The sequence below is a fragment of the Tsukamurella sp. II2bb genome, assembly GCF_057815145.1.
Genome location: NZ_JBYPZI010000002.1, coordinates 364052 through 385305, shown reverse-complemented (window position 1 = coordinate 385305; position 21254 = coordinate 364052). Strand labels below are relative to the sequence as shown.

At 70.6% G+C, this 21254-nt stretch carries 21 protein-coding genes; 7 read left to right on the top strand and 14 right to left on the bottom strand.

What is annotated here, in order from left to right; all coding sequences use genetic code 11:
* Positions 1-12 precede the first annotated feature (12 nt).
* Positions 13-2247 carry an NADP-dependent isocitrate dehydrogenase gene (locus tag AC21LY_RS07890; protein ID WP_489045851.1) on the top strand — a complete coding sequence of 745 codons (2235 nt, stop codon included), beginning with the start codon at positions 13-15 and terminating at the stop codon, positions 2245-2247.
* An 82-nt stretch (positions 2248-2329) separates the two neighbouring features.
* On the opposite strand, the gene AC21LY_RS07885 is transcribed toward AC21LY_RS07890, so the two are convergent.
* The 5 genes from AC21LY_RS07885 to AC21LY_RS07865 form a co-directional block, all read right to left on the bottom strand.
* Positions 2330-3157, bottom strand: coding sequence for an SDR family NAD(P)-dependent oxidoreductase (locus tag AC21LY_RS07885; protein WP_489045850.1), 828 nt, complete (start codon positions 3155-3157; stop codon positions 2330-2332).
* Between the two features lie 13 nt (positions 3158-3170).
* A complete protein-coding gene (locus AC21LY_RS07880) occupies positions 3171-4358 on the bottom strand; it encodes a lipase family protein (protein ID WP_489045985.1) in 1188 nt (395 codons plus the stop codon).
* A 32-nt stretch (positions 4359-4390) separates the two neighbouring features.
* On the bottom strand, positions 4391-5737 hold the full coding sequence (locus AC21LY_RS07875) for an MFS transporter (RefSeq protein ID WP_489045849.1): 1347 nt from the start codon (positions 5735-5737) through the stop codon (positions 4391-4393).
* Positions 5738-5868: 131 nt separating this feature from the next.
* Positions 5869-6747 (bottom strand): 3-hydroxyacyl-CoA dehydrogenase family protein, encoded by an 879-nt coding sequence (locus AC21LY_RS07870; RefSeq protein WP_489045848.1) that lies wholly within the window; start codon positions 6745-6747, stop codon positions 5869-5871.
* A 16-nt stretch (positions 6748-6763) separates the two neighbouring features.
* Entirely contained in the window at positions 6764-7669 is a 906-nt protein-coding gene (locus AC21LY_RS07865) for an SMP-30/gluconolactonase/LRE family protein (RefSeq protein WP_489045847.1), read from the bottom strand.
* 107 nt (positions 7670-7776) lie between these two features.
* On the opposite strand from AC21LY_RS07865, the gene AC21LY_RS07860 reads away from it, so the two are divergent.
* Positions 7777-9414: a 5-oxoprolinase subunit B/C family protein gene (locus AC21LY_RS07860; protein ID WP_489045846.1), complete on the top strand. Its 1638-nt coding sequence runs from the start codon at positions 7777-7779 to the stop codon at positions 9412-9414.
* Positions 9411-10112, top strand: a complete 702-nt coding sequence (locus AC21LY_RS07855) for an LGFP repeat-containing protein (RefSeq protein WP_489045845.1) — start codon at positions 9411-9413, stop codon at positions 10110-10112. Before AC21LY_RS07860 ends, AC21LY_RS07855 begins: the two co-directional genes overlap by 4 nt.
* Here the strand turns inward: AC21LY_RS07855 and AC21LY_RS07850 are convergent.
* The 6 genes from AC21LY_RS07850 to AC21LY_RS07825 are packed head-to-tail and all read right to left on the bottom strand — an operon-like array spanning position 10081 to position 14229.
* The gene (locus AC21LY_RS07850; protein WP_489045844.1) at positions 10081-10692 is read right to left on the bottom strand and encodes a QsdR family transcriptional regulator; all 612 of its coding nucleotides are present in this window, start codon (positions 10690-10692) and stop codon (positions 10081-10083) included. The two genes, AC21LY_RS07855 and AC21LY_RS07850, sit on opposite strands and share 32 nt — an antisense overlap.
* 47 nt (positions 10693-10739) lie before the next feature.
* Entirely contained in the window at positions 10740-11516 is a 777-nt protein-coding gene (locus tag AC21LY_RS07845) for a lipase family alpha/beta hydrolase (RefSeq protein ID WP_489045843.1), read from the bottom strand.
* A gap of 7 nt (positions 11517-11523) precedes the next feature.
* Complete coding sequence (locus AC21LY_RS07840; RefSeq protein ID WP_489045842.1) at positions 11524-12291, bottom strand: SDR family NAD(P)-dependent oxidoreductase; 768 nt, start codon at positions 12289-12291, stop codon at positions 11524-11526.
* Positions 12292-12315: 24 nt separating this feature from the next.
* The gene (locus tag AC21LY_RS07835; RefSeq protein ID WP_489045841.1) at positions 12316-12846 is read right to left on the bottom strand and encodes a GNAT family N-acetyltransferase; all 531 of its coding nucleotides are present in this window, start codon (positions 12844-12846) and stop codon (positions 12316-12318) included.
* Positions 12843-13922 carry an alpha/beta fold hydrolase gene (locus AC21LY_RS07830; protein WP_489045840.1) on the bottom strand — a complete coding sequence of 360 codons (1080 nt, stop codon included), beginning with the start codon at positions 13920-13922 and terminating at the stop codon, positions 12843-12845. Before AC21LY_RS07830 ends, AC21LY_RS07835 begins: the two co-directional genes overlap by 4 nt.
* Before the next feature lies 1 nt (position 13923).
* Entirely contained in the window at positions 13924-14229 is a 306-nt protein-coding gene (locus AC21LY_RS07825; RefSeq protein ID WP_489045839.1) for a hypothetical protein, read from the bottom strand.
* 280 nt (positions 14230-14509) lie between these two features.
* On the opposite strand from AC21LY_RS07825, the gene AC21LY_RS07820 reads away from it, so the two are divergent.
* From AC21LY_RS07820 to AC21LY_RS07810, 3 genes are all read left to right on the top strand, one after another.
* Entirely contained in the window at positions 14510-15100 is a 591-nt protein-coding gene (locus tag AC21LY_RS07820; RefSeq protein ID WP_489045838.1) for a hypothetical protein, read from the top strand.
* A complete protein-coding gene (locus AC21LY_RS07815; RefSeq protein WP_489045837.1) occupies positions 15094-15375 on the top strand; it encodes a hypothetical protein in 282 nt (93 codons plus the stop codon). The genes AC21LY_RS07820 and AC21LY_RS07815 overlap by 7 nt, the downstream gene beginning before the upstream one ends.
* 195 nt (positions 15376-15570) lie before the next feature.
* Positions 15571-17607, top strand: a complete 2037-nt coding sequence (locus tag AC21LY_RS07810) for an alpha/beta fold hydrolase (protein WP_489045836.1) — start codon at positions 15571-15573, stop codon at positions 17605-17607.
* A gap of 289 nt (positions 17608-17896) precedes the next feature.
* Here the strand turns inward: AC21LY_RS07810 and AC21LY_RS07805 are convergent, their stop codons facing one another.
* Positions 17897-18172: an ArsR/SmtB family transcription factor gene (locus AC21LY_RS07805; protein WP_489045835.1), complete on the bottom strand. Its 276-nt coding sequence runs from the start codon at positions 18170-18172 to the stop codon at positions 17897-17899.
* A 150-nt stretch (positions 18173-18322) separates the two neighbouring features.
* Between AC21LY_RS07805 and AC21LY_RS07800 the strand changes: the two genes are divergently transcribed.
* The gene (locus tag AC21LY_RS07800; protein ID WP_489045834.1) at positions 18323-19654 is read left to right on the top strand and encodes an MFS transporter; all 1332 of its coding nucleotides are present in this window, start codon (positions 18323-18325) and stop codon (positions 19652-19654) included.
* 37 nt (positions 19655-19691) lie between these two features.
* Here the strand turns inward: AC21LY_RS07800 and AC21LY_RS07795 are convergent, their stop codons facing one another.
* The gene (locus AC21LY_RS07795; RefSeq protein WP_489045833.1) at positions 19692-20858 is read right to left on the bottom strand and encodes an MFS transporter; all 1167 of its coding nucleotides are present in this window, start codon (positions 20856-20858) and stop codon (positions 19692-19694) included.
* Positions 20855-21244, bottom strand: coding sequence for an ArsR/SmtB family transcription factor (locus tag AC21LY_RS07790; protein ID WP_489045832.1), 390 nt, complete (start codon positions 21242-21244; stop codon positions 20855-20857). The genes AC21LY_RS07795 and AC21LY_RS07790 overlap by 4 nt, the downstream gene beginning before the upstream one ends.
* Between the last annotated feature and the right edge of the window lie 10 nt (positions 21245-21254).

Here is a 21254-nt window from a genome sequence, read left to right as displayed (position 1 = left end):
AAGCAAAGACACATGAGTGCGCAGCAGACCATCATCTACACGCTCACCGACGAGGCGCCGTTCCTGGCGACCGCCTCGTTCCTGCCCATCATCCGGGCCTTCGCCGGGCCCGCGGGCATCGACGTGCAGACGAGCGACATCTCCCTCGCGGCGCGCATCCTGGCGGCCTTCCCCGAGCGCCTCACCGACGAGCAGAAGGTGCCGGACAACCTCGCGGCACTGGGCGAGCTGACTCAGGATCCGTCGGCGAACATCATCAAGCTCCCGAACATCAGCGCGTCGGTGCCGCAGCTGCTCGCCGCGATCGCCGAGCTCCAGGGCAAGGGCTACGACATCCCGGACCTGCCCTCGGAACCCAAGACCGACGAGGAGCGCGAGATCGCGACCCGGTACTCGACGATCCTCGGCAGCGCCGTGAACCCGGTTCTGCGCCAGGGCAACTCGGATCGTCGCGCGCCGAAGGCCGTGAAGGAGTACGCCCGCAAGCACCCGCACAGCATGGGCGAGTGGTCGATGGCCTCGCGCAGCCACGTCGCGCACATGAAGCACGGCGACTTCTACCACGGCGAGAAGTCCACGACCCTCGACCGCGACCGTGACCTGCGGATGGAGCTGGTGACCGCCGACGGCCAGGTGCACGTGCTCAAGAAGAGCGTGCAGCTCGGCGCGGGCGACGTCATGGACTCGATGTTCATGAGCAAGAAGGCCCTGCTGGAGTTCTACGAGGAGCAGATGCAGGACGCCTACGAGACCGGCGTCATGTTCTCGCTGCACGTCAAGGCCACGATGATGAAGGTCTCGCACCCCATCGTCTTCGGGCACGCGGTCAAGGTCTTCTACAAGGACGCCTTCGCCAAGCATCAGGCGCTGTTCGACGAGCTCGGCGTCAACGTCAACAACGGCCTCGGCGATCTGTACGACAAGATCGCGACCCTCCCCGCGAGCAAGCACGAGGAGATCGTCAAGGACCTGCACGCGTGCCACGAGCACCGCCCGGAGCTGGCGATGGTCGACTCGGCCCGCGGCATCTCGAACTTCCACTCGCCGTCCGACGTGATCGTCGACGCGTCGATGCCCGCGATGATCCGCGCCGGCGGCAAGATGTACGGCGCCGACGGCCGCCCGAAGGACACCAAGGCCGTCATGCCCGAGTCCACCTTCGCGCGCATCTACCAGGAGATCATCAACTTCTGTAAGACCAACGGCGCCTTCGATCCCCGGACCATGGGCACCGTCCCGAACGTGGGCCTGATGGCGCAGAAGGCCGAGGAGTACGGCAGCCACGACAAGACCTTCGAGGTGCCCGCCGCCGGTACCGCCAACATCGTCGACAACGCCACCGGCGAGGTCATCCTCTCCCAGGAGGTCGAGGAGGGCGACATCTGGCGCATGTGCACGGTCAAGGACGCGCCGATCCGCGACTGGGTCAAGCTGGCCGTCAATCGCGCCCGCAATTCCGGTATGCCCGTGCTGTTCTGGCTCGACCCGTACCGCCCGCACGAGAACGAGCTCATCAAGGCGGTCAAGGCCGAGCTGAAGAACTACGACACCGAGGGCCTCGACATCCAGATCATGTCGCAGGTGCGCGCCATGCGGTACACCCTCGAGCGGGCGATGCGCGGCCTCGACACCATCGCCGCCACCGGCAACATCCTGCGCGACTACCTCACGGACCTGTTCCCGATCCTCGAGCTGGGCACCTCGGCGAAGATGCTCTCGATCGTCCCGCTCATGGCCGGCGGCGGCATGTACGAGACGGGGGCCGGCGGTTCGGCCCCGAAGCACGTCAAGCAGCTCACGGAGGAGAACCACCTCCGGTGGGACTCGCTGGGCGAGTTCCTCGCTCTCGCGGTCAGCCTCGAGGACATGGGCCTGAAGAACGAGAACGCGGCGGCGAAGGTCCTGGCGAAGACGCTCGACGCGGCCACGGGCAAGCTGCTCGAGAACAACAAGGCCCCGTCGCGCAGCACCGGTGAGCTCGACAACCGCGGCAGCCAGTTCTACCTCGCCCTGTACTGGGCGCAGGAGCTGGCGGCGCAGACCGAGAACCCCGAGCTGGCCGCGAAGTTCGCGCCGCTGGCGAAGGCGCTCGAGGAGCACGAGCAGACCATCGTGGAGGAGCTGCGCGCCGTGCAGGGCGAGCCGGCGGACATCGGCGGCTACTACTTCCCGGACCCCGAGAAGACCGCGCAGGTGATGCGCCCGAGCGCCACCTTCAACGCGGACCTGGACGCGATCGGTTCCTGATCGTCGCACGCGAAGGGCACCGTCGACCGAGGTCGACGGTGCCCTCCCGTTGTTCGAGGGGGGTACCGCGCCTAGCCGCGACTCACAGGAACCGCGACTGCTGGCTGTCGACGAAGGACATCAGCCGCTGGTAGCCCGAGCCGGTGACCCGCACGATCAGGTCCAGGGCCACGGCGTCGGGGCCGATCAGGATGCGCCCGTGGTTCTTCCGGACACCGTCGAGGATCGTCCGCGCCGCCGCGTCCGCCTCGGTGCGGGCCAGGTACTTGTTGAAGAAGTCCGCGAACGAGGCCTGGTCCTGCCCCTCGCCGACGGTGGCGTTGTTGCAGATGTCGGTCTTGATGCCGCCGGGGTGCACGCAGCTCACGCCCACGTTGTGCCCACTCGCCAGCATCTCGATCCGCAGCGCCTCGGTGAAGCCGCGGACCGCGAACTTGGCCGCGTTGTAGGCGCTCTGGCCGCCGACGCCGAACAGGCCGAAGATCGAGCTGGTATTGGCGATGTGGCCGTCGCCGGACGCGATGAGGTGCGGCAGGAAGGCCTTGGAGCTGTTGACCACGCCCCAGAAATCGACGTCCATCATGCGGTCGTAGTCCTTGAAGGAGGTCTTCTGGACACTCGCATGGTGCGCGATGCCGGCGTTGTTGAAGACCAGGTTGACGACCCCGTAGTGCTCGGCCACCTCGTCGGCGTAGGCGAGGACCTGCTCGCGCTCGCCCACGTTGACGACCTTGGTGTGCACCTCGGCGCCGAGCGCCCGGGCGTCCTCGGCCGTGCGCTCCAGCCCCGCCGCGTCGTAGTCGCAGACCGAGAGCTTGGCGCCCTGCCGCGCGAGCTCGAGCGCGAGTTCGCGGCCCATGCCGGACGCGACGCCCGTGACGACGGCGACCTTGCCGTGGAAGTCCTTCATGCTGTTCTCTCCTCTAGTCCATGACCCGCGCGAGGAAGTCGGCGGCGTCGTCGGCGGCCGCGTACACGGTGCCGAAATGGTCGGTGGGGTACAGCCTGAGGGTGAGCGGCTGCCGGTGCCGCGCCAGCGCCGCGGCGAGAGAGATCCCGGAGACGACCGGTACGTCGATGTCGGTGAGGCCGTGGCCCAGGAAGATCGGCCGGTCGTAGCCCTGCACCGGGATGCCCATGTACTCGCGCAGCGCCGCCCCGATCCCGGGGATCGAGCGCAGGGGAGCGGTCACCCACGCCGAGATCCGGGCGCCGCGCAGGGCCTCCCGCGTGTCGTACAGGCTCAGGCGTTCGGCGAGGTCGACGACCCGTCGGCCCTCGGCGCTGAGCACGTCGTCGATCCCGAGGTCGGGCCGGGCGTCGCGGACGCCGGCCAGGATGTAGGCGGCGTACACGGTGGTCAGCGGCGGCAGGACGATCGGCGGGAACGACGGGCGCAGGAACTGCACGACGCGTTCGATGTTCGCGGGGGTGCCGGTCGCGACCACGCCGCGCAGGTCGAGGTCGTCGCCGACGCCGAACTCCGTCGCGTACCGGGCGCCGTTCATCGCCGCGCCCGCGCCCTGCGACTGGCCGACGAGGGCCCACCGCCCGGCCACGGGCAGGCCGAGCCGGCGCGCGGCCCGCACCGAGTCGACCAGGTTGTGCGCCTCGACCCTCCCGTTGAGATAGCTCATCAGTCCGGGTGTGCCCATGCCCGCGTAGTCGGTGGCGACCACCGCGTAGCCGTGCCGCAGCCAGTGCCCGAGGTAGAACCGTTGCCGCTCGGACTGCGGCTGGGCCGACGGGGTCGCGTCGTCGCACAGCCCGACGGTGCCGTGCGCCCACGCGATCACGGGCCATCCGCCCTCGGGGGCGTCGCCGCGCGGGAGGAACAGCGCCGCCGTGCTGACGGCGTCCGGCCCGTACTGATTGGCGGTGGCGTACAGGAAGCGATACGCCTCGGCCGCGTCGTCGAGGCCGAGCTCCGCGGCGAGCGGCACCCGGTCGATCGGGGAGCCGGCGGGCACCGTCGGGCCGCTGTAGGCGCGTGCGTCGAGACCGGACCAGTTCGGCGGGCCGATCGGGGTGATCGGATCGGGCGTCGCGAGCCCGCGGAGCAGTCCGGCGACCCGGGTCGACAGTGCGCGCGGCAGGGCGGGCGGCGTGATCGGCACCACGCCAACCTAACAGCCGGCAGGCTTCAGGTCGTCGCCCGACGCCGGGGGATCGCGAGGGCGCACGCCACCGCCACGGCGCACACCCCGATGCTGATCAGGATGGTCGCCTCGTAGGCGGGCGCCGACGGCGTGCGGACCGGGCCCGCCGGCGTGGCGGTGAGGACGGTCGAGCCGGTGAGCACCATGCCCACCACGGCCGTCGACATCGACGTTCCGACGGACCGCATGAGGGCGTTGACGCCGTTCGCCTCGCCGGTCTGGGCGACCGGGACCACCGACATGATCAGCGCGGGCATCGCGGAGTAGGCGAGTCCGAGGCCCGCGCCGACCAGCGCGCTCGCGGCGAGGATCCAGACCCAGGTGATGGGCCACGGGCCGGCCAGGGCGAGCAGGAGGATGAGGTAGCCACCACCGATCACGACGGCGCCGATCGCCAGCGACAGGCGCGCGCCGTGCCGATCGGTGATCCACGAGCTGACGTACGAGAAGCCGAACATGACGAGTCCGCTCGGCATCAGGACCAGGCTCGCCGGCACCATGTCGAGGCCGAGACCCGCGGGTGCCTGCTCCGGCGCCATGAGCACCTGGATCGGCATCATCTGCATCGCGTAGAAGGCGAAGCCGGTCGCCACGGAGGCGATGTTGGTCAGCAGGATCGGACGGTCGACCAGGGTGGCGACGTCGATGAGCGCGTTCGGCGTGCGGCGCTCGTAGCGCCACCACGCGATCGCCGAGACCGCGAACGCGGCGAACATGGCGAGGGTCAGCGGAGCGGTCCAGCCCCACTCGGACGCCTTGGACAGGGGGAGCAGGACGAAGGTGAGCACCGCGGTCAGCCCGAGGGTGCCGATCGCGTCGAACCGTCCGCCGGGATCGGAGGGCCCCTCGGCGACGAACCGCAGGACGGCCGCCGCGCAGAGCACCGCGGCGAGGGCGCAGATCCAGAACAGGGCGTGCCAGCTGATGTGGCGCGCGATCGACGCGGCGAAGGGCAGGCCGAGCGCGCCGCCGACGCCCAGCGAGGCGCTCATCGCACCGACCGCGGAGCCCAGCTGCGTGGCGGGGACGATGTCGCGCAGGATGCTGATGCCGACGGCGATCGCGCCGATGCCGAGCCCCTGCAGCCCGCGCCCGACGAGGAACGGGAGAAGCGAGGACGAGACCGCGCACACCGCGGAGCCGACCGCGACGGCGGCCATGTTGCCGAGGAGCACCCGGCGCTTGCCGAACATGTCGCCGAGACGGCCCGCGATCGGCGTGCCGACCGCGCCCACGAGCAGCGTGATCGTCAGGGTCCAGGACGCGTTCGACGGTGCCGTGTCGAGCAGCCCGGGGAGCTCGGGGATCAGCGGCACGATGATCGTCTGCATCAGGGCGACCACGATGCCGGCGGCGCAGAGCACGGCGACGGCGACGCGCGAGTATGACTGGGACAGGGTCGTGCCTTCGTGATCGGCGGTGGGCTGCTAGGGATTCTAACAATCCCCGCTCGAAGGCGGTCTCAGGGACGGCGCGGCTCGGGGTAGGTGTAGAAGCCCTCCCCGGTCTTGACGCCCAGCTTCCCGGCGTCGACGTACTCGTGCAGCAGGCGCCGCGGCCCCTCGGGCAGGTGCGGGTTCTCGGCGGCGTAGTGCTCCTCGATGTCCAGGACCACGTCGAGGCCGACGGAATCCATCATCTGGAACGGCCCCACGGGCATGTGCCAGTTGAGGCGGAACATCCCGTCCACGTCCTCGGGGCGGGCGACGCCGTCGGCGACCACCGCGAGCGACTCGCGCTTGATGGCCGCCCAGACCCGGTTGAAGATGAAGCCCGTGCTCTCCCTGCGCGCCTCGAAGGGGTGCACGTCGAACTCGGGCAGCACCGTGAGGAGCGTGTCGAGGACCTCGCGCGCGGTCTCGCCGTCGGACATGACGTCGGCGGCGTTCGCCGTGGGCGGCATGTAGAAGTGCAGGTTGCAGAACCGGCTCTTGTCGCGGATCTTCTCCTTCATCAGGCGCGAGGCGTACGAGGAGGAGTTCGTGACGAAGATCGTGTCCGACGGTGCCGCGGCGTCGATCTCGCCCCACAGCGGGATCTTGATGTCGAGGCGCTCGGGCACGGCCTCGACGGCGAGCCAGGCACCGTCGAGCGTCGTGGCGAGGTCGTCGCTCGCGATCGCGCGCCCCGCTTCGCCCGACCCGCGGCGAGCGAGCACGTCTGGGAGGGTGTCCGTGACGTAGTCCACGGCGGCCCGGGCCTGGTCGGCGTTCGGGTCGTGGATCCGGACCTCGCCGCCGCGGCTCGCGAACATGAGCGCGATCCGCCGGCCCAGCGTGCCCGCGCCGATCACGGCCACGGGCCGCCGGCGGATGTCGTCGAAGGAGAAGCTGTAGGTCATCGAAAACTCCTTGTTCTCAGAGGGAATCGTTCACTCCGGCGATGCCGGAGACGGGCGTACCCAGGTCCACGAAGACCTCCGGGTCGCCACCGCCGAGCGGCACGCGCCAGATGCGGCCGGCCAGATCGGAGACGTAGGCGATGTCCGACGGGGCGTCGACGGCCAGTCCGATGGCCTCGCCGAAACCGCGGGCCACGATCTCGGGCGCCGCGCCCTCGGCGCCGGCCGAGGGGAGCGGGGCCCGGTTGAGCGAGTTGCCGTCGGGCGCGGCGCCGCGGTCGGTCCAGTACAGGGTGTCGCCGACGATCTCGAGGTCGATCGGCTCGGGCAGCGCGTCCCACAGCGTCTCGATGTCGGGGCGGTCCGCGGCGCTCGCCCCGTCGGGAAGGTCGAGGCCGGCGCGAAGAATCCGCCCGCGGCCGCCCTTCGCGGGGCCCTTCTGCGTCCAGTAGAGGTGCCCGCGGCCGGGGTCCACCGCGACGCCGACGCACTCCGCGAGGTGGTCGGGCGCGGGCGCGTTGACGACGAGGTCGCGCAGCCCGGTGCCGTCCGTGCGCACCGAGCCGATCCGTCGGCCCTCGCGGTCGCCCCAGTACAGCCGGCCCGCGCCGTCGGAGGTGAGCTGTTTGCCGGTGGTGATGGACCCGGCGGGGACGAGGTCGTGCGCGTCGGAGCCGTCGGCGAGCATCGAGTGCAGCCCGCCGGTGCGCGCGGAATAGTCGAGCCCCGCCTCGCCCGTACCACCCGGAGTGCGGACCGGGCGGCCCATGGTGGTCCAGTAGATGCGCCCGGATTCCACCACCAGCCCGTCGGGAGACGTGCCCGCCACGCCGGTATACAGCGTCTCGACCCGACCGTCGGGGATCGAGATCCGGCGGACGGCACCGGTGCGGATTTCCAGAGCGACTATTGATTCGAACACCTAAACAACACTACTAGTGTCGCGCCTCACTGGAGTGTGATCTGCGAGACAGATCGGCCTGGAAATCTGCGGCTATGGTGTGGATCACGCGCTATCGGAGGAGGAGCATGCGGATCGTGGATGCACGCCGATTCGGCGATCGTGCCGTGCGGGTCCGCGTCGCGCCCGACACCGTCGACGCGCTGCGCGCCGCGCTCGCGGCGGAGCCGCTGCCCGGGCAGCGGGAGCTCGTCGCGGGTGGGGAGAGCGTCACGGTCCTCTTCGACGCCCCCGCGTCCGCCGCGGAGGGGGAGCGGCTGCTCCGGGCGATGGAGCCGCCGGCCGCGCGGCCGACGGACGGGCCCCTGGTCGAGATCGGGGTCGTCTACGACGGGGAGGACCTGCGCGAGGTGGCCGACCTGCTCGGCACCGACGAGGCCGGCGTCGTCCGCCTGCACACCGGACGGCGCTGGCGCGTGGGCTTCCTGGGCTTCGCCCCCGGTTTCGCATATCTGCGATCGTCGGACGTCGGTCCCGTGATCCCGCGCCGCGCGGCGCCGCGCGTGCGGGTACCGGCCGGCGCCGTCGGCCTGGCGGGCGAGTACAGCGCCGTCTACCCGCGCGTCTCGCCCGGCGGCTGGCAGCTGATCGGCCGCACCGACGCCGAACTCTGGTCGCTGGACCGCGATCCGCCCGCACTCCTCGCGCCCGGTACCCGGGTTCGGTTCACCGCGGTACGCGAGCGCGTCACCGTGCCCGCGCCGCGCGACCCCGAGGCTTCTCCGTCACATCCCGGGCGCGGCCTCGTCGTCCGGGAGACGGGGCTGCTCAGCCTCATCGAGGATCTCGGCCGCCCGGGGTACGCGGCGGTCGGCGTCTCGCGCTCGGGCGCCGCCGACCGCGGCGCGCTGCGGCAGGCGAACCGGCTCGTCGGCAATCCCGACGGTGCCGCCGGGATCGAGAACGCCGGTGGCGGAATCGACCTGCTCGCATCGGGAGAGCACGTCGTCGCGGTCTCCGGCGCCGACGCGGAGATGGAGATCGTCTCGCCGGACGGGCGCCGGCGCACCGTCGCGCGCGGACGCCCCGTCGGGCTCGACGACGGGGACCTGCTCGCCGTGGGTCCGGTGACGGCCGGCTTGCGGGTGGTCGTCGCGGTCCGGGGCGGCGTGGACGTCCCGCCCGTGCTCGGCAGCCGCAGCACCGACACGCTCGCGCACCTCGGGCCGCCGCCCGTCGCCCGCGGCGACGCACTGCCGGTGGGGCCGCAGCCCCGGACGGCCGTCGGCGATCCCGAGCCGGTGCCCGCGGTGCCGGACGGGCGGGCACCCTCGGTGCTCGATGTGGCCCCCGGGCCGGACGCGGACCTGTTCCCCGACGGTGCCTGGCGGCACCTGCTCGACACCGACTGGGAGGTCACTCCGCAGAGCGACCGCGTCGGGGTGCGGCTGGCCGGCCCGCCGATCCCGCGCGGCGACGGGGAGGTGCAGAGCCAGGCGCTGGTCCCCGGCGCGATCCAGGTCCCGCCGTCCGGCGAGCCCGTCGTCTTCGTCGTCGATCACCCGACGACCGGCGGGTATCCGGTGCTCGCGGTGGTCGCCGAGCACCACGCGGACCTCCTCGCCCAACTGCCGCTGGGCTCCGTCGTCCGGTTCGCGCTGCACGAAACCGGGGTCGCGGACGACTCAGGTGTGGTTATGTCGGGTCCGGGCGGTGCCGGACCGCTCGCCCGGCCGGTGCTCGGGGAACCCCGGAAGGAAACATGAGGAAGATCGCGGCTCGGCGGAACATCGGCGTCGTCTGCGGCCTGGCGGCCGCGGCACTCATCGTCACGGGGTGCGGGGACGGGGGTTCGCGTGAGACGGCGGCCACCTCGTCGCTGGCCTCGGCATCGGCCACCGGCGCCGCGGCGTCCTCGGGCGGAAAGCCGGCGGGGCAGTCCTCGACGGCCGCCTCGGCGAGCGCCGCCGCGGCCTCGTCCGGCGCCGCCTCGTCCGGCAGGGTCGCGCCCGGCGGGGTCGCGGTGAAGGGCGCCGATGGCAGCACCGTCACGCTCACGGGTCCCATCGGGGTGCGGTACGCCGCCGCGACGCCGGCGCAGCGCAGCGCCCTGGGGGTCGTCCTGACGGGTGATCACAACGCGGGCACCCGTGACAGCGGCGTCATCTTCCAACAGTTCAAGGGCGGCGTGATCACCGCGAGGAATGCGAACCCCGGGACCCCCGCTTACATCACGTGGGGCCTGATCCGGGACGCCTGGAACGTCGAGCGCGGTCCCGACGGCACCCCCGTGCAGGTCGGCAAGAACGGCTCCGCCGGCCCGCTCGGCGCGGTGACCAGCGACGAGACCACCTCGGGTGCGCTCAAGCAGACCACCTTCGAGCACGGCAGGATCACCTTCGACACGCGGACCGGGAAGGTGGAGGTCACCGTCAACGGGAAGGTCGTGCCGTCGGGCCTGTAGCCGGTCGGAAGTGCCGGACGACCCCCAGCAGGGCCGCGCTGGCGATTCGCACCTTCTCGGCGTCCGGTTCGTCGCCGGTGATGATCGGGGAGTAGACGAACGATTCGGCCATCCGGAGCAGGAGGTACGCCAGGTCGTCGGTCGGCAGCTCCGGCCGATAGCGGCCGGCGTCGACCTCCCGCTGGATCTCGTCGACGATGCGCGCCAGGATCCGTTCGTGCACGCCGCCTGCCCGCGTCGTCATCACCCGGAACGCCCGCTCCGGCTCGCTGCGGACGAAGGGGACGAACGCCGTCCCCTCGTTCGCGATGACCGCGAAGTCACCCATGAAGTTCGCGATCCGGACGGCGCCCTCCCCGGCCGCGGTGCGGGCGACCCGATCCAGCGCCGGCGCCGTGATCGACCACACCACCTCGCCCATGATCCGGTCACGACCACCGAACCACCGGAACAGGGTGTTGCGGTTGACCCCGGCGTACGCCGCGAGCTCGTTCATCTCCACCCGCTCACCGGCGAGGAACGACTTCCGGGCCCGGGCGATCACGGCGTCCCGGCGGTCCTGAGTGGTGCGTGCGTTCACCGGTCCTGTTGCAGTCGTGGGCGGATTCATTCGCGATCCGGCCCGGGTCAGCTCGCGGCGGCGCCGGGGACCGCCGGGTACGCGAACCGCAGTGCCGCCGGTGGGCGGAAGGGCTCGGCATCGGGCCCGGCGGCGAGCCGGTCCGCGAGCGCCCAGAGCACCGCCACGTTCGTGCCCAGACCGAGGTGCGAGCCGAGCACCTCGATGTTCTCCGCCGACGGTGACGGGTCCCGGCACAACTGCCAGGGCACGATGCCGTCGAGTCGGCTGTAGATCGCGACGGTCGGGACCGGGAGCGCGGCACCGTCGTCCTCGAGGGGGAGCGACAGCGGCTCCACGTGCCACCGGTCGAACAGTCGGTAGACGTGTCGGGCGTTGCTCTGCGAGTGCTTGGTCAACCGGAACGGGCTGCCGAGGGTGATCACCTGGCGCACCAGGTCCGGGTACTCCCGGGCGAGGCGGCGGGCGTAGATCCCACCGAGGCTCCACCCGATGAGGGTGACGGGACCCTCCGCGGCCGCGATGTCGCGGAGCCGCTCGGGCATGCCGTCCATGATCCGCGCGGAGGGGCCGATGTTCGTCCCCAGGCCCCACCGGTGCGTGCGGTAGCCCAGGCGGCGCAGGGTGCGCCGCAGGATACGTGTGGTGGTGTCGGAGGTGCCGAGACCGGGTAGCACGAGGACCGGGCGGCCGTCGCCCGTAGGAGCCCGCAACAGGAGCGGCCACGTCCACGCGAGGGCCCCGCCCTCGCACAGCGCGCGGGCGTAGTCCGTCGTCATCAGGGCCGGGCCGGGGGAGCGGACGCTATCGATGGTCTGTGTCATATCCGCCTCAGTTCGTGAGCATGCCGCCGTCGACCGGCAGGGTGATGCCGGTGACGTAAGTGGACGCGTCGCTGGCCAGGAAGAGCAGGGCGGGGTCCAGCTCGCCCTCGGCGCCGAGCCGGCCCAGGACCGTGCGGGGGAGGACGAACCTCTCGAGGACGCCCTCTTCGAACTCGTCGGTCATCTCGGACGCGAAGTAGCCGGGGGCGATCGCGTTGACGCGGATTCCGCGCCGCGCGCCCCACTGCTGGGCGAGGTCGCGGGTCAGGCCGACCACGGCGGCCTTCGACGCCGAGTACGCCGCCTGCGGCATGAGCACGCTGGTCAGGCCCAGGACGCTGGCGATGTTGATGATCGAGCTGCCGGGTTGCATCACCCGCGCGGCGGCCTGAGCCATCCAGAAGGTGCCGTTGAGGTTGACATCGATCACCTTGCGGAAGTCCTCCGGGGCCTCGCGCAGCGCGGGTACCGCTGAGGCGACGCCGGCGTTGTTCACCAGCACGTCGACGCGCCCGAAGGTGTTCATCGCCGCCTCGGCGACGGCGGTGCAGGCATCGGGGTCGGAGACGTCACACGCCACGGGCAGAGCCCGGACGCCGGCGGCCTCGACGAGCGCGGCGGTATCGGCGAGCTTGTCGACCCGGCGAGCGGCGAGCACCACATCGGCACCGGCGGACGCCAGCGCCTTCGCGAACCCGACGCCCAATCCGCTCGAGGCTCCGGTGACGACGGCGACCCGGCCGTCGAGCCGGAACAGGTCAAGGGGGTTCGTCATGCTTCTCCTTCGAAGGGGGCGGTGCTAAGCGAAGTCTTCGGCCACGCCGATGAGGCCGATGGCCTCGGCGGAATCGCGGGCGTGGTGCGCGAGCACGATCAGGTCGCGCAGGTTGCCGTCGCGATCGCGGATGTGGTCGCGCAGCAGCGCCTCACCGGTGAAACCGAGCTGGTTGAACATCGTGAGCACGCGCTCCTCGTCGATGGCGAGCTCGATCATGATCTTGGTCAGGCCGGCGGCCAGGCCGGCGCGCAGCGCCTCCTGCACCAGGCGGCGGCCGATGCCGGTGCCACGGCGGGCCTCGCCGACCACCATGCGCAGCTCGCCGACGTGGTCCGACCAGCCCGGGAGGCGGGTGAGGGTGGCGTATCCGAGGATCGAGCCGTCCTCCGCGACGGCGACCCAGCGGAGTCCGGGGCCGCTGATGAGCTCGGACGTGGGGCCGGTGAGGTCCTCGCGCATCACGGTGACGTCGCGGGCCGACAGACCGGCGAACATCGCCGCCAACGCGGCCTCGTCATCGGCGGTTACCTCGCGGACGGTGATCTCGGTCATTGCGCCTCGCTCTGCTTGATCAGGAAATCGATGATGGTGGGGATGGTGGTCTTGGCGGCGGTGCGGCCGACCACGAGGCCGATGTGGCCGCCCTTGAGCCGCAGCTCGGTCTTGTCCTCCGATCCCACGAGGTCCATGACGGGGGCCGCGGCGGCCACGGGGACGATGTGGTCCTTCTCCCCGAGGACCGCCATGAACGGCGTGGTGATGTCCGACAGGTGGACCCGGTCGCCGCCGAGGAACAGGCGGTCCGTCATGAAGCCGTTGTCGCCGCTGAGCATCGTCACCATCTGCCGCGCCGTTGCGCCGGGCAGCGGGATATGGTCCGTACCCCAGCCGTTCATCGCCTGGTAGGCGGCGACGTACTCGTCGTTCCACATGCGATCGAGCAGGTCGACGTAGCCGGTGAGTTCCGCGACCGGCGTCAGTGACCGGAACGCGCCGTACACCACGTCGGCGGGGAGGTTGCCGTCCTCGCCGAGTGCGCGCTCGACCTCCTCCACGCTGTCCGTGAACACCGTCTTGAACGGTAGTTCGGAGTAGTCGACGGGGCAGGCGACCACGGTGTGACTCCGGATGGGGGAGTCGGGGTGGTGCGCAGCGTGCAGCAGCGTGAGATTGCCGCCGAAGCAGTAGCCCAGCAGGTTCACCTCGTCCGTTTCCGACCGGCGGCAGGTCTCCCGGATGGCTGCGGGGATGGCGGCGTCGGCGTAGTACTCGAGCCCGTTCGCCGCGTCGCGTTCGTCGGGGGTGCCCCAGTCCAGCAGGTACACGTCGAAACCCGCCTTGAGGAGGTGCTCGATGAAGCTGTTCCCGGGGGTCAGGTCGAGGATGTAGCTGCGGCTGACAAGGCTGAAGACGATCAGCAGCGGCGGCCGGTACTTGACGTCGTCGTTGCGGTACCGGAACAGCCGAGCCCGCCCGTCCCGCCACACCTGATCGCGCGGCGTCACGCCGATGTCCGGTGCGTTCAGGCCCGCCGCCATCTTGATGCCGTTGCGGGCGCGGAGCGCGTTGCGCTCGATCTCCTGGCGGACCCGGTCCAGGGCGGAGCGGGGACCGTCGATCACTCCCACGTCAGTCCTCCTCGTCGAGGCCGGCGTGCGCATCCTGCTCGGCGAGATCGCGGCGGAGGCGCCGGACCTCGTAATCCAGCTGCCCGACCTGGCGGCGGAGCTTGCGGATGTCCGATCCCGCGGGCAGGTTGACGGCATGCAGCACCGCCGCGCCGACGGCGTCGATCCGTCCGCCGATCGCGGCACGCGTGCGACCGACGATCTTGAGTGTGGTCGCGAACTCTTCGGAGTGGACGACCGCTTCCACGGGAGGCGTGATCCTGCGTTCGACCTCGTCGTACAGCCCCCGCAACGAGAAATTGCTCATCGTCTCCCGGCTCCTCCGTTGTAGGGCGCGTGGTGGCGGTTGGGGCTCAGCGATCCCCAGGAATGCATCATTCGCTCAGAATGACACAGGTCCAGCGCTGTCGGAGCAGAACGGACGGCGACGTCGCGCCGAACTGGCGGACACCGTCGGGTCCGGGGTGCGAACCCGTCGAGTCGGGCGCCGAGCGGACCGCGTGGTGCACGCCACATATCGCAGCCGTTGCAGCTCAGTCTGCGGTGAGTTTAGCTAAAGACACTATCTTTGGGAAGGGTGCGGTTTCATGAAAAAGCGATACACGGCGGGTGCGCTGGCGCTGACCTCGTTCCTGGCGGTCGGCCCGCTCTCGCCGGCCGGCACCGTCCACGCGATCACCGACAGCCAGATCAGGACGCAGTGCGAGAGCGGGGTGGCGAAATGCACGTACGACAACGTGCGGCCGATTTCGGCGCCGTATCTCGCGCGCGGCCAGCGGGTCTCCGAGGTGGTGACCAACTGCACCTCCTCGCCGATCGACTACACGCTCACGTGGTCGCAGACGACGGGGACCACCACCACCTCCGGCGTGGAACTCACCGCGGCGTACAAGGCGGCGGTCGAGATGTCGGTGAAGACCAGCTTCTCCCGCTCGTGGAACAGTTCGAAGACGGAGTCCTCGACGCTCAAGGTGACGGCGCATCCGGGGGAGCAGGTGTGGGTCGAGCGGCAGGCGGTGGTCCAGGACATCTCCGGTGACCTTGCGACGCACTACGACGCGACCGTCGACGGACACTACATCTGGTACCTGAACGACCAGAGACTGACGGTTCCGCCGATCGAATCGACCTCCCTGCAGCCCACCATCAAGGGCGCGTCGAAGGCGGCGACGTGCTGAGCGCCGCCGGGTCGACGGCGGGCGGGCACGGGCGACGGGTCGCCGTCGCGGCTGCGGTGGCGCTGCTGCTGTCCGCTGGGACGGGCGCCGCGCACGCGCACGCCGCGGGTGCCTGTTTCCAGAAGGTCGAGTTCTACAACGAGTCCGGTTACGTGGTATCGAAGTTCGCCCTCACCGACGCGTCGGGGGACGTCTGGACGAGCCCGAACCAGTACGCGCTCGCGCAGTCGGTCACCGTCGATCTGACGCCCGGTTGGGCACGTACATCACGGTGACCGGGCGGCGCGACCGCACGACCGGGCCCGAGATCAGGTATTGCAGGAACTCCCAGGCGGTCGGCGTCAAGGCGTACGGCACGGTCTTCAGCCCCCAGCTCGCCACCTACTGAGGTTCGAGCGCACCCGTCGAGAAAGCGGTGGAACAGGAACATGAGTGCTTCGATCGCGCGCGGCTCCCGCCCCGCTTTTCCGATGCGAGCCGCATTCCCGGTGCGCCGTGTGGTCGCGGCGAGCGCCGCGGCGGCGGTACTGGTCGCGGCCGGCGCGTACGGCGCCGCGCGTGCGGCGGTGGAGGACCTGAGTTGGGGGGATTGCCCGTCGGCCGTGACCGCAGTGAATCCCGGCGGCGAACGCGCGCGGTGCACGACGATCTCGGTTCCGCTCGACTACTCGAACCCGGCAGCGGGCAGGATCAACCTCCTCGTCAGCGGCTTCCTGCCTACGGGGAAGACGGCGAGCCGGGTGATCCTCGGCAATCCCGGAGGCCCTGGCGGCGACGCCTACAACTTCTGGAGCGCCGACGGCAGATCAGCCCAGTGGCTCTTCGACGACAACGCCCTGATCGCGATCCAGCCGCGCGGCCTGGAGTTCTCGACACCGCTGAGCTGCTCGACCAGGGCCCAGTGCGCCGCCGTGATCGCGGCCTATCCGAACTACCTGCCGAACCTCACGACTGAGAACGTCGCGCGCGATATGGAGGAGTTCCGCAAGGCGGCGGGCCTGACCACGGTGTCGTACTACGGTGCCTCCTGGGGAACCTCGCTCGGTGCCGCGTTCGCCAGCATGTTCCCGGCGTCCGTGGACCGGCTCATCCTCGACTCCAACATGAATCCGACGACGATCGGAGTGGGTGGCGGCGCGATCGCGACCGCGGCGCAGAACGAGGCCTTCCGCGCGCGGTTGAACCAGTACTTCGAGTGGGCCGCTGTGAACAACGACACCGTGAAGCTCGGCGCCACCCCGCTTCAGGTCTTCGACAAGTGGAACGCGGCGCGGCTGTCCGCGTCTCGGAAGGCGTACGCGGCCAACTATCTTCCGCCGGCGGCGGTCGCGGAGGATCTCCCCGAGGCCTTGCGCCCCTTCGCGCCGGTGATCCTGCCCGTCTACAACGCGGCCCGGCAGGTGTACGAACGGATCGCCTACAACGTCCGGCTGACAGTCGGCCTGATCACCGGTGACATCACGCTGCTCGACGCGATCCAGGAGACCCGCGGCCCGTCGAGCATCATGCAGAACTCCACCAGCAAGATGTACAACCGCGGGCAGTGGACCGCGCTGTCCAAGCAGATCTACGGCATGGCGGTCGAGGGTCGGCCCGACTGGATGTACTCCGGAGTCAGTGCGGCGATCGGGGCGGGCAACGGCAAGGTGACGATCTACGACCTGATGGGACCGGCTGTGATGAACGCGGCGTCCGAGGCCGCGGAGACGGGGAGGGTGGACTTGAGCTACCTGCCGGCGATTCTCACCTCGGCCGTCAGCTTCGCGTTCAACCTGATGACCGGTGCCGACACCGCGCACACCCTGAGTGACTACCTGCGCGTGATCGGCAACCTGCGAGCCCTCGAGGGGTCCAACCGGGCGCCCGATTACTCCGTGAATCTCGCCACTGCGCCGCTGCTGCTGCAGAGCTACAACGATCCCGCCACACCCTACGCGGGGGCCGAAGCGATGCGAGACGCCGTGCACGGCGACCTGATCTCCGTGGGCGGAGGTGACCACGGGGTGTTCCGGAGAGGGGAGAGCACCGTCGACGATGCGGTCCGGCAGTACCTCGAGGACGGCACCGTGGCCGTGACCACGGCTCCCGAAGCGCCGCTCGGGAAGGACGGCAGGTACATCACACCCGGCGTTCGTACCTCTGCGCCCGCGGGTAGTGCGGCCGAACCGAAGGTCGCCGCCGCGCCGGCGCAGGTGCCGGAGTCGGCGGCGACGGTACCGGTCGGGGCTACGACGGTGCCGACCTCGGAGGGAGCTACGACGACGTCGACCGCGAGCCCGGCAAGCACTCCGACATCCAGCTCGACATCCGCCTCGGCCTCAGCGCAGAGCTCCGCCGGGCCGACTGCGACCCCGGCCGACGCGTCCGCGTCGGCTGCGACCGCCACGTCCGGCGCGAGCCCGTCCACCGGCACGACGGCCGAGCGAACCACCCCTGAGTCCACTGGCACGGAATCGACGAGCACGTCGTCGGCGGGGACGGGAGCGCCGGATCAACCCGCGCGATAGTTCCACACGAAATGTCATAATGTAGATTATCGGTGAAAAGCCAGTGACGATCGCGGGGTAGGTCTGATCACCGATGGACTTCTCTGTGAGGGTTCGGCGACCCCGACTCGGTACGTGGCCGTTCCTGAACTCGGTCGCCGGATCCGTTGCTTCTTCGGGCCGCGCCGTGGCTCGCGGCGGGATGTGCGGGCCTGTGTCGTCACCCCTTCGCCTGGTCGCGCCTAGCAGAGTCCAGAGCCTCACCGAGTAATATGTCACAGTGACGTATTCTCCGTGAGGTTGCCCGCTGTCACCGATGCTCAGGCAGGCCGCCGACCTGATGCTCGGCGGCGTTGAGGGCTTCGATGAGCAGCCTGCGCACGTGCCCGCCATGCACGCGGTACAGCAACCGGCGCCCTTCGCGGCGGTGTGCGACGAGACCGGCGAACTGCATCTTCGCCAGGTGCTGCGAGACCGCCGGACGAGCCTGGCCGACCTTCTCGGTCAGTGTCGTGACATCGAGTTCGCCAGCGCCGCTGAGTGCCCAGAGGATCCGCATCCTGGCCGGGACCGAGAGCATCTTCATCGCCAGGCATGCGGCGTCTATCTGATCGTCCGGGGGTGTGCGGTCCCACTCCGATGTGACATCATGTGCGTACACACGTACATGATGTCACGTGTGTCCGCGCGTCTCAGGAGGGTGACGGTGGTCTCGCCAGGGAGGGATCCGGCAAGGTTGTTGTTCGCGATCCGCGACTACCGACATCTGTTCACCGCGCAGGTAGTAGCCCTGTTCGGCACCGGGATGACGACGGTGGCGCTCGGCCTCCTCGCCTACGACCTGGCGGGACCCCGCGCCGCTGCCGTGCTGGGCACGGCCCTGACCATCAAGATGGTTGCGTACGTCCTCATCGCTCCCCTGGCCGCGGCATACGCGGACCGCCTTCCCCGGCGGACGATGCTGGTGGGCCTGGACCTGGTGCGCGCGACGGTGGCACTGGCACTGCCGTGGGTCGACCAGGTCTGGCAGATCTATGTCCTCGTCGTGGTACTGCAGTCGGCGTCGGCGGCGTTCACGCCCACCTTCCAGGCCGTCATCCCTGACATCGTGCCCGACGAGGCCCAGTACACCCGCGCCTTGTCGGCCTCGCAGCTCGCGGCGACGATGGAATCCCTGCTCAGTCCCGTACTCGCGGCCGTTGCGCTGACCATGATGAGCTTTCACTATCTGTTCCTCGCCACGGTCTTCGGATTCCTCGGATCCGCGGCACTGGTGGTCTCGACGTCGATTCCCAATGCCGGTCCGAGCGCCCGTGGCGGCGTCTTCCATCGCACCCTGACCGGCGCGGGGATCTTCCTCGCCACCCCGCGCCTGCGGGGCGTGCTCGGGTTGGATCTGGCGGTCGCGGGCACCGGCTCGATCGTGATGGTCTCGACCGTCAACCTCGTCCGGGACCTACTCGGCGGCTCGCAGGCCGACGTGGCGTGGCTGCTCGCCGCATCCGGGATCGGGACGATGCTGGTCGCCCTCGTGTTGCCCCGAGTCCTCGACCGGGTGCCCGAACGGCCGGTGATGCTCGCTGGCGGAACGGTGCTGGTCCTGGCCGCGGGCGCCGCGGTCGCGATGGTCGAAGTATCCGGAGCGGCGCAGCGGCCGGCGGCCGCCGCAATCTGGTTCGCGGTCGGCGGCGGCACGAGCCTGGTGCTGACCCCGGTCGGGCGGGTCCTCCGGCGCTCGTCAGCTGCGGGCGATCGTCCCGCGGTCTTCGCCGCCCAGTTCTCCCTCTCGCATCTGTGCTGGCTGATCGCCTATCCGATCGCCGGCTGGCTCGGCATCGCCGCCGGCCTCGGTACCACCTGGAGCATCCTCGGCATCCTGACGGTGCTCGGTGTCGTCGTCGCTGTCCGCGCCTGGCCCGCCCGCGAACCGGTGGAACTGGATCACCGGCACGCCGTCGACCGTACCGATCCCGCGCACCTCGTGGGCGCCGTCGCCGTCGGTGAGGGCACCGTCGAGCACCGGCACCGATTCGTCATCGACGCAGAACACCTCCGCTGGCCGGCCTGATTCGAATAGCCCCCGCGGGACCCGCGGTCCGGAGCGATCAGCGCAACCGCACGGCCAGAAGTGCGACGATCGCCAGGACCACCGCGAGACCCGTGAGTCCGGCGGTGAGGCCCGCGACTGCGGCGATCGCACCCACGAGGAGTGGACCGCCGGCGTCCCCCACCTCGCGTCCGATCTCGGCAGAGCCCATGGTCTGCCCGAGACGTTCCTTCGGCGAGTGCTGCGCCAGATGCGCGAAACCCAGCGGCGTGACCAGCCCGACACCCACGCCGATCAGGATGGCGGCAGCGACCACCCCGATCGGGTCGGGCGCGGCTGCAACCCCGAGCCCCAGGGCGGCGAGGGCGAGTCCGACGGCGATCCCCACGCCGTCGGGGAGCTTCCCGGCGTCGCGGAGTCTGCCGGCGCGGGGCTGCACCACCGAAGCCGTCAGCGCGAGCGCTGACACGATCGCCCCGGTGAGAAGTGGTCCGAGGCCGTGCTCGCCGGCCGCGACCGGGAGGAAGCCGACGCCGACGGCGAGCACTCCGGTGGCGGCGGCGAGCGCCGATGTCGGCAGCAGGAACGAACGGGACCCGAGACGGCGCAGCAGGTCCACGATCGTCTGCCGGGTGCGCGGCAACGGTGCTAAGCGCGGGACTGTGGCGGACGCCCAGGCGGCGACCGCTGCAGCGACGCCACCGAGGGCGGCGAACAGGAGGTCGTAGCCTCCGGCCCAGATCAGCGCGCCGCCCAGGACCGGTCCCGCGGTATAGCCGAACCCCTTCCATGCGCCGTAGCTGCCGAATGCGCGACCCTGCGCGGTATCCGGGGCCAGGCGCGAGACCATAGCGCTCGCCGCGGGCGAGAACGCGGCCGCCGCGGCGCCTTGCGCGAACCGTGCCAGGCCGATCCACCCCGCGTTGCCGGCGACGACGAACGCGGCCGAGGCGACCGCGAACGCGATGAGCCCGCCGAGGAGCACTGGCCGCGGTCCGATCCGGTCGGCGAGGGTGCCGAAGACGGGCTTGAGCAGAACTTCGGCACCGTCGTACAGCGCCAGTAGCAGGCCGAGCGCCAAGAGTTGCGTTCCCATCGATCCGGTGAGCCCGCCCAGGCTCGCGGCGATGCTGTGCGCCCCGAAGGCGGTGACGAAGCCCGCGCCGTACAGGGGGTACAGCGCAGCTTTCGGTCCGGCTCCGCCCCGCGCGCTGAGGCTGCTCACTCCCGCGTGGCCGTGGGACCGAGCAACGCGGACTCGGGGCGATCCGCCAGGCCCATGCGCAGGTGCTCGCTGTGATAGACCGCCTCGTCGAGGAGCTGCGCGACGTGGGTGTCGTAGAGGCTGTAGACGATGCTGCGCCCCGCCCGCACTCCGGTCACCAGGCCCAGGTTCCGTAACAGCCGCAGCTGATGCGAGACCGCGGACGGTTCCATCTGCACCGCTGCCGCGAGATCGCCCACCGCCATCGCCCGGCCCCGCAGCTGCGAGAGGATCCGCAGCCGGCTCGGCGTTGCGAGCGCCTGCAGCGTCGTCGCGACCCGCTCTGCAGTTGCGGCGTCGAGGCACGCGGATCCGTTCGCGTCGTCGTCGGCGATCCCGTGTCCCATAGTCGGAATA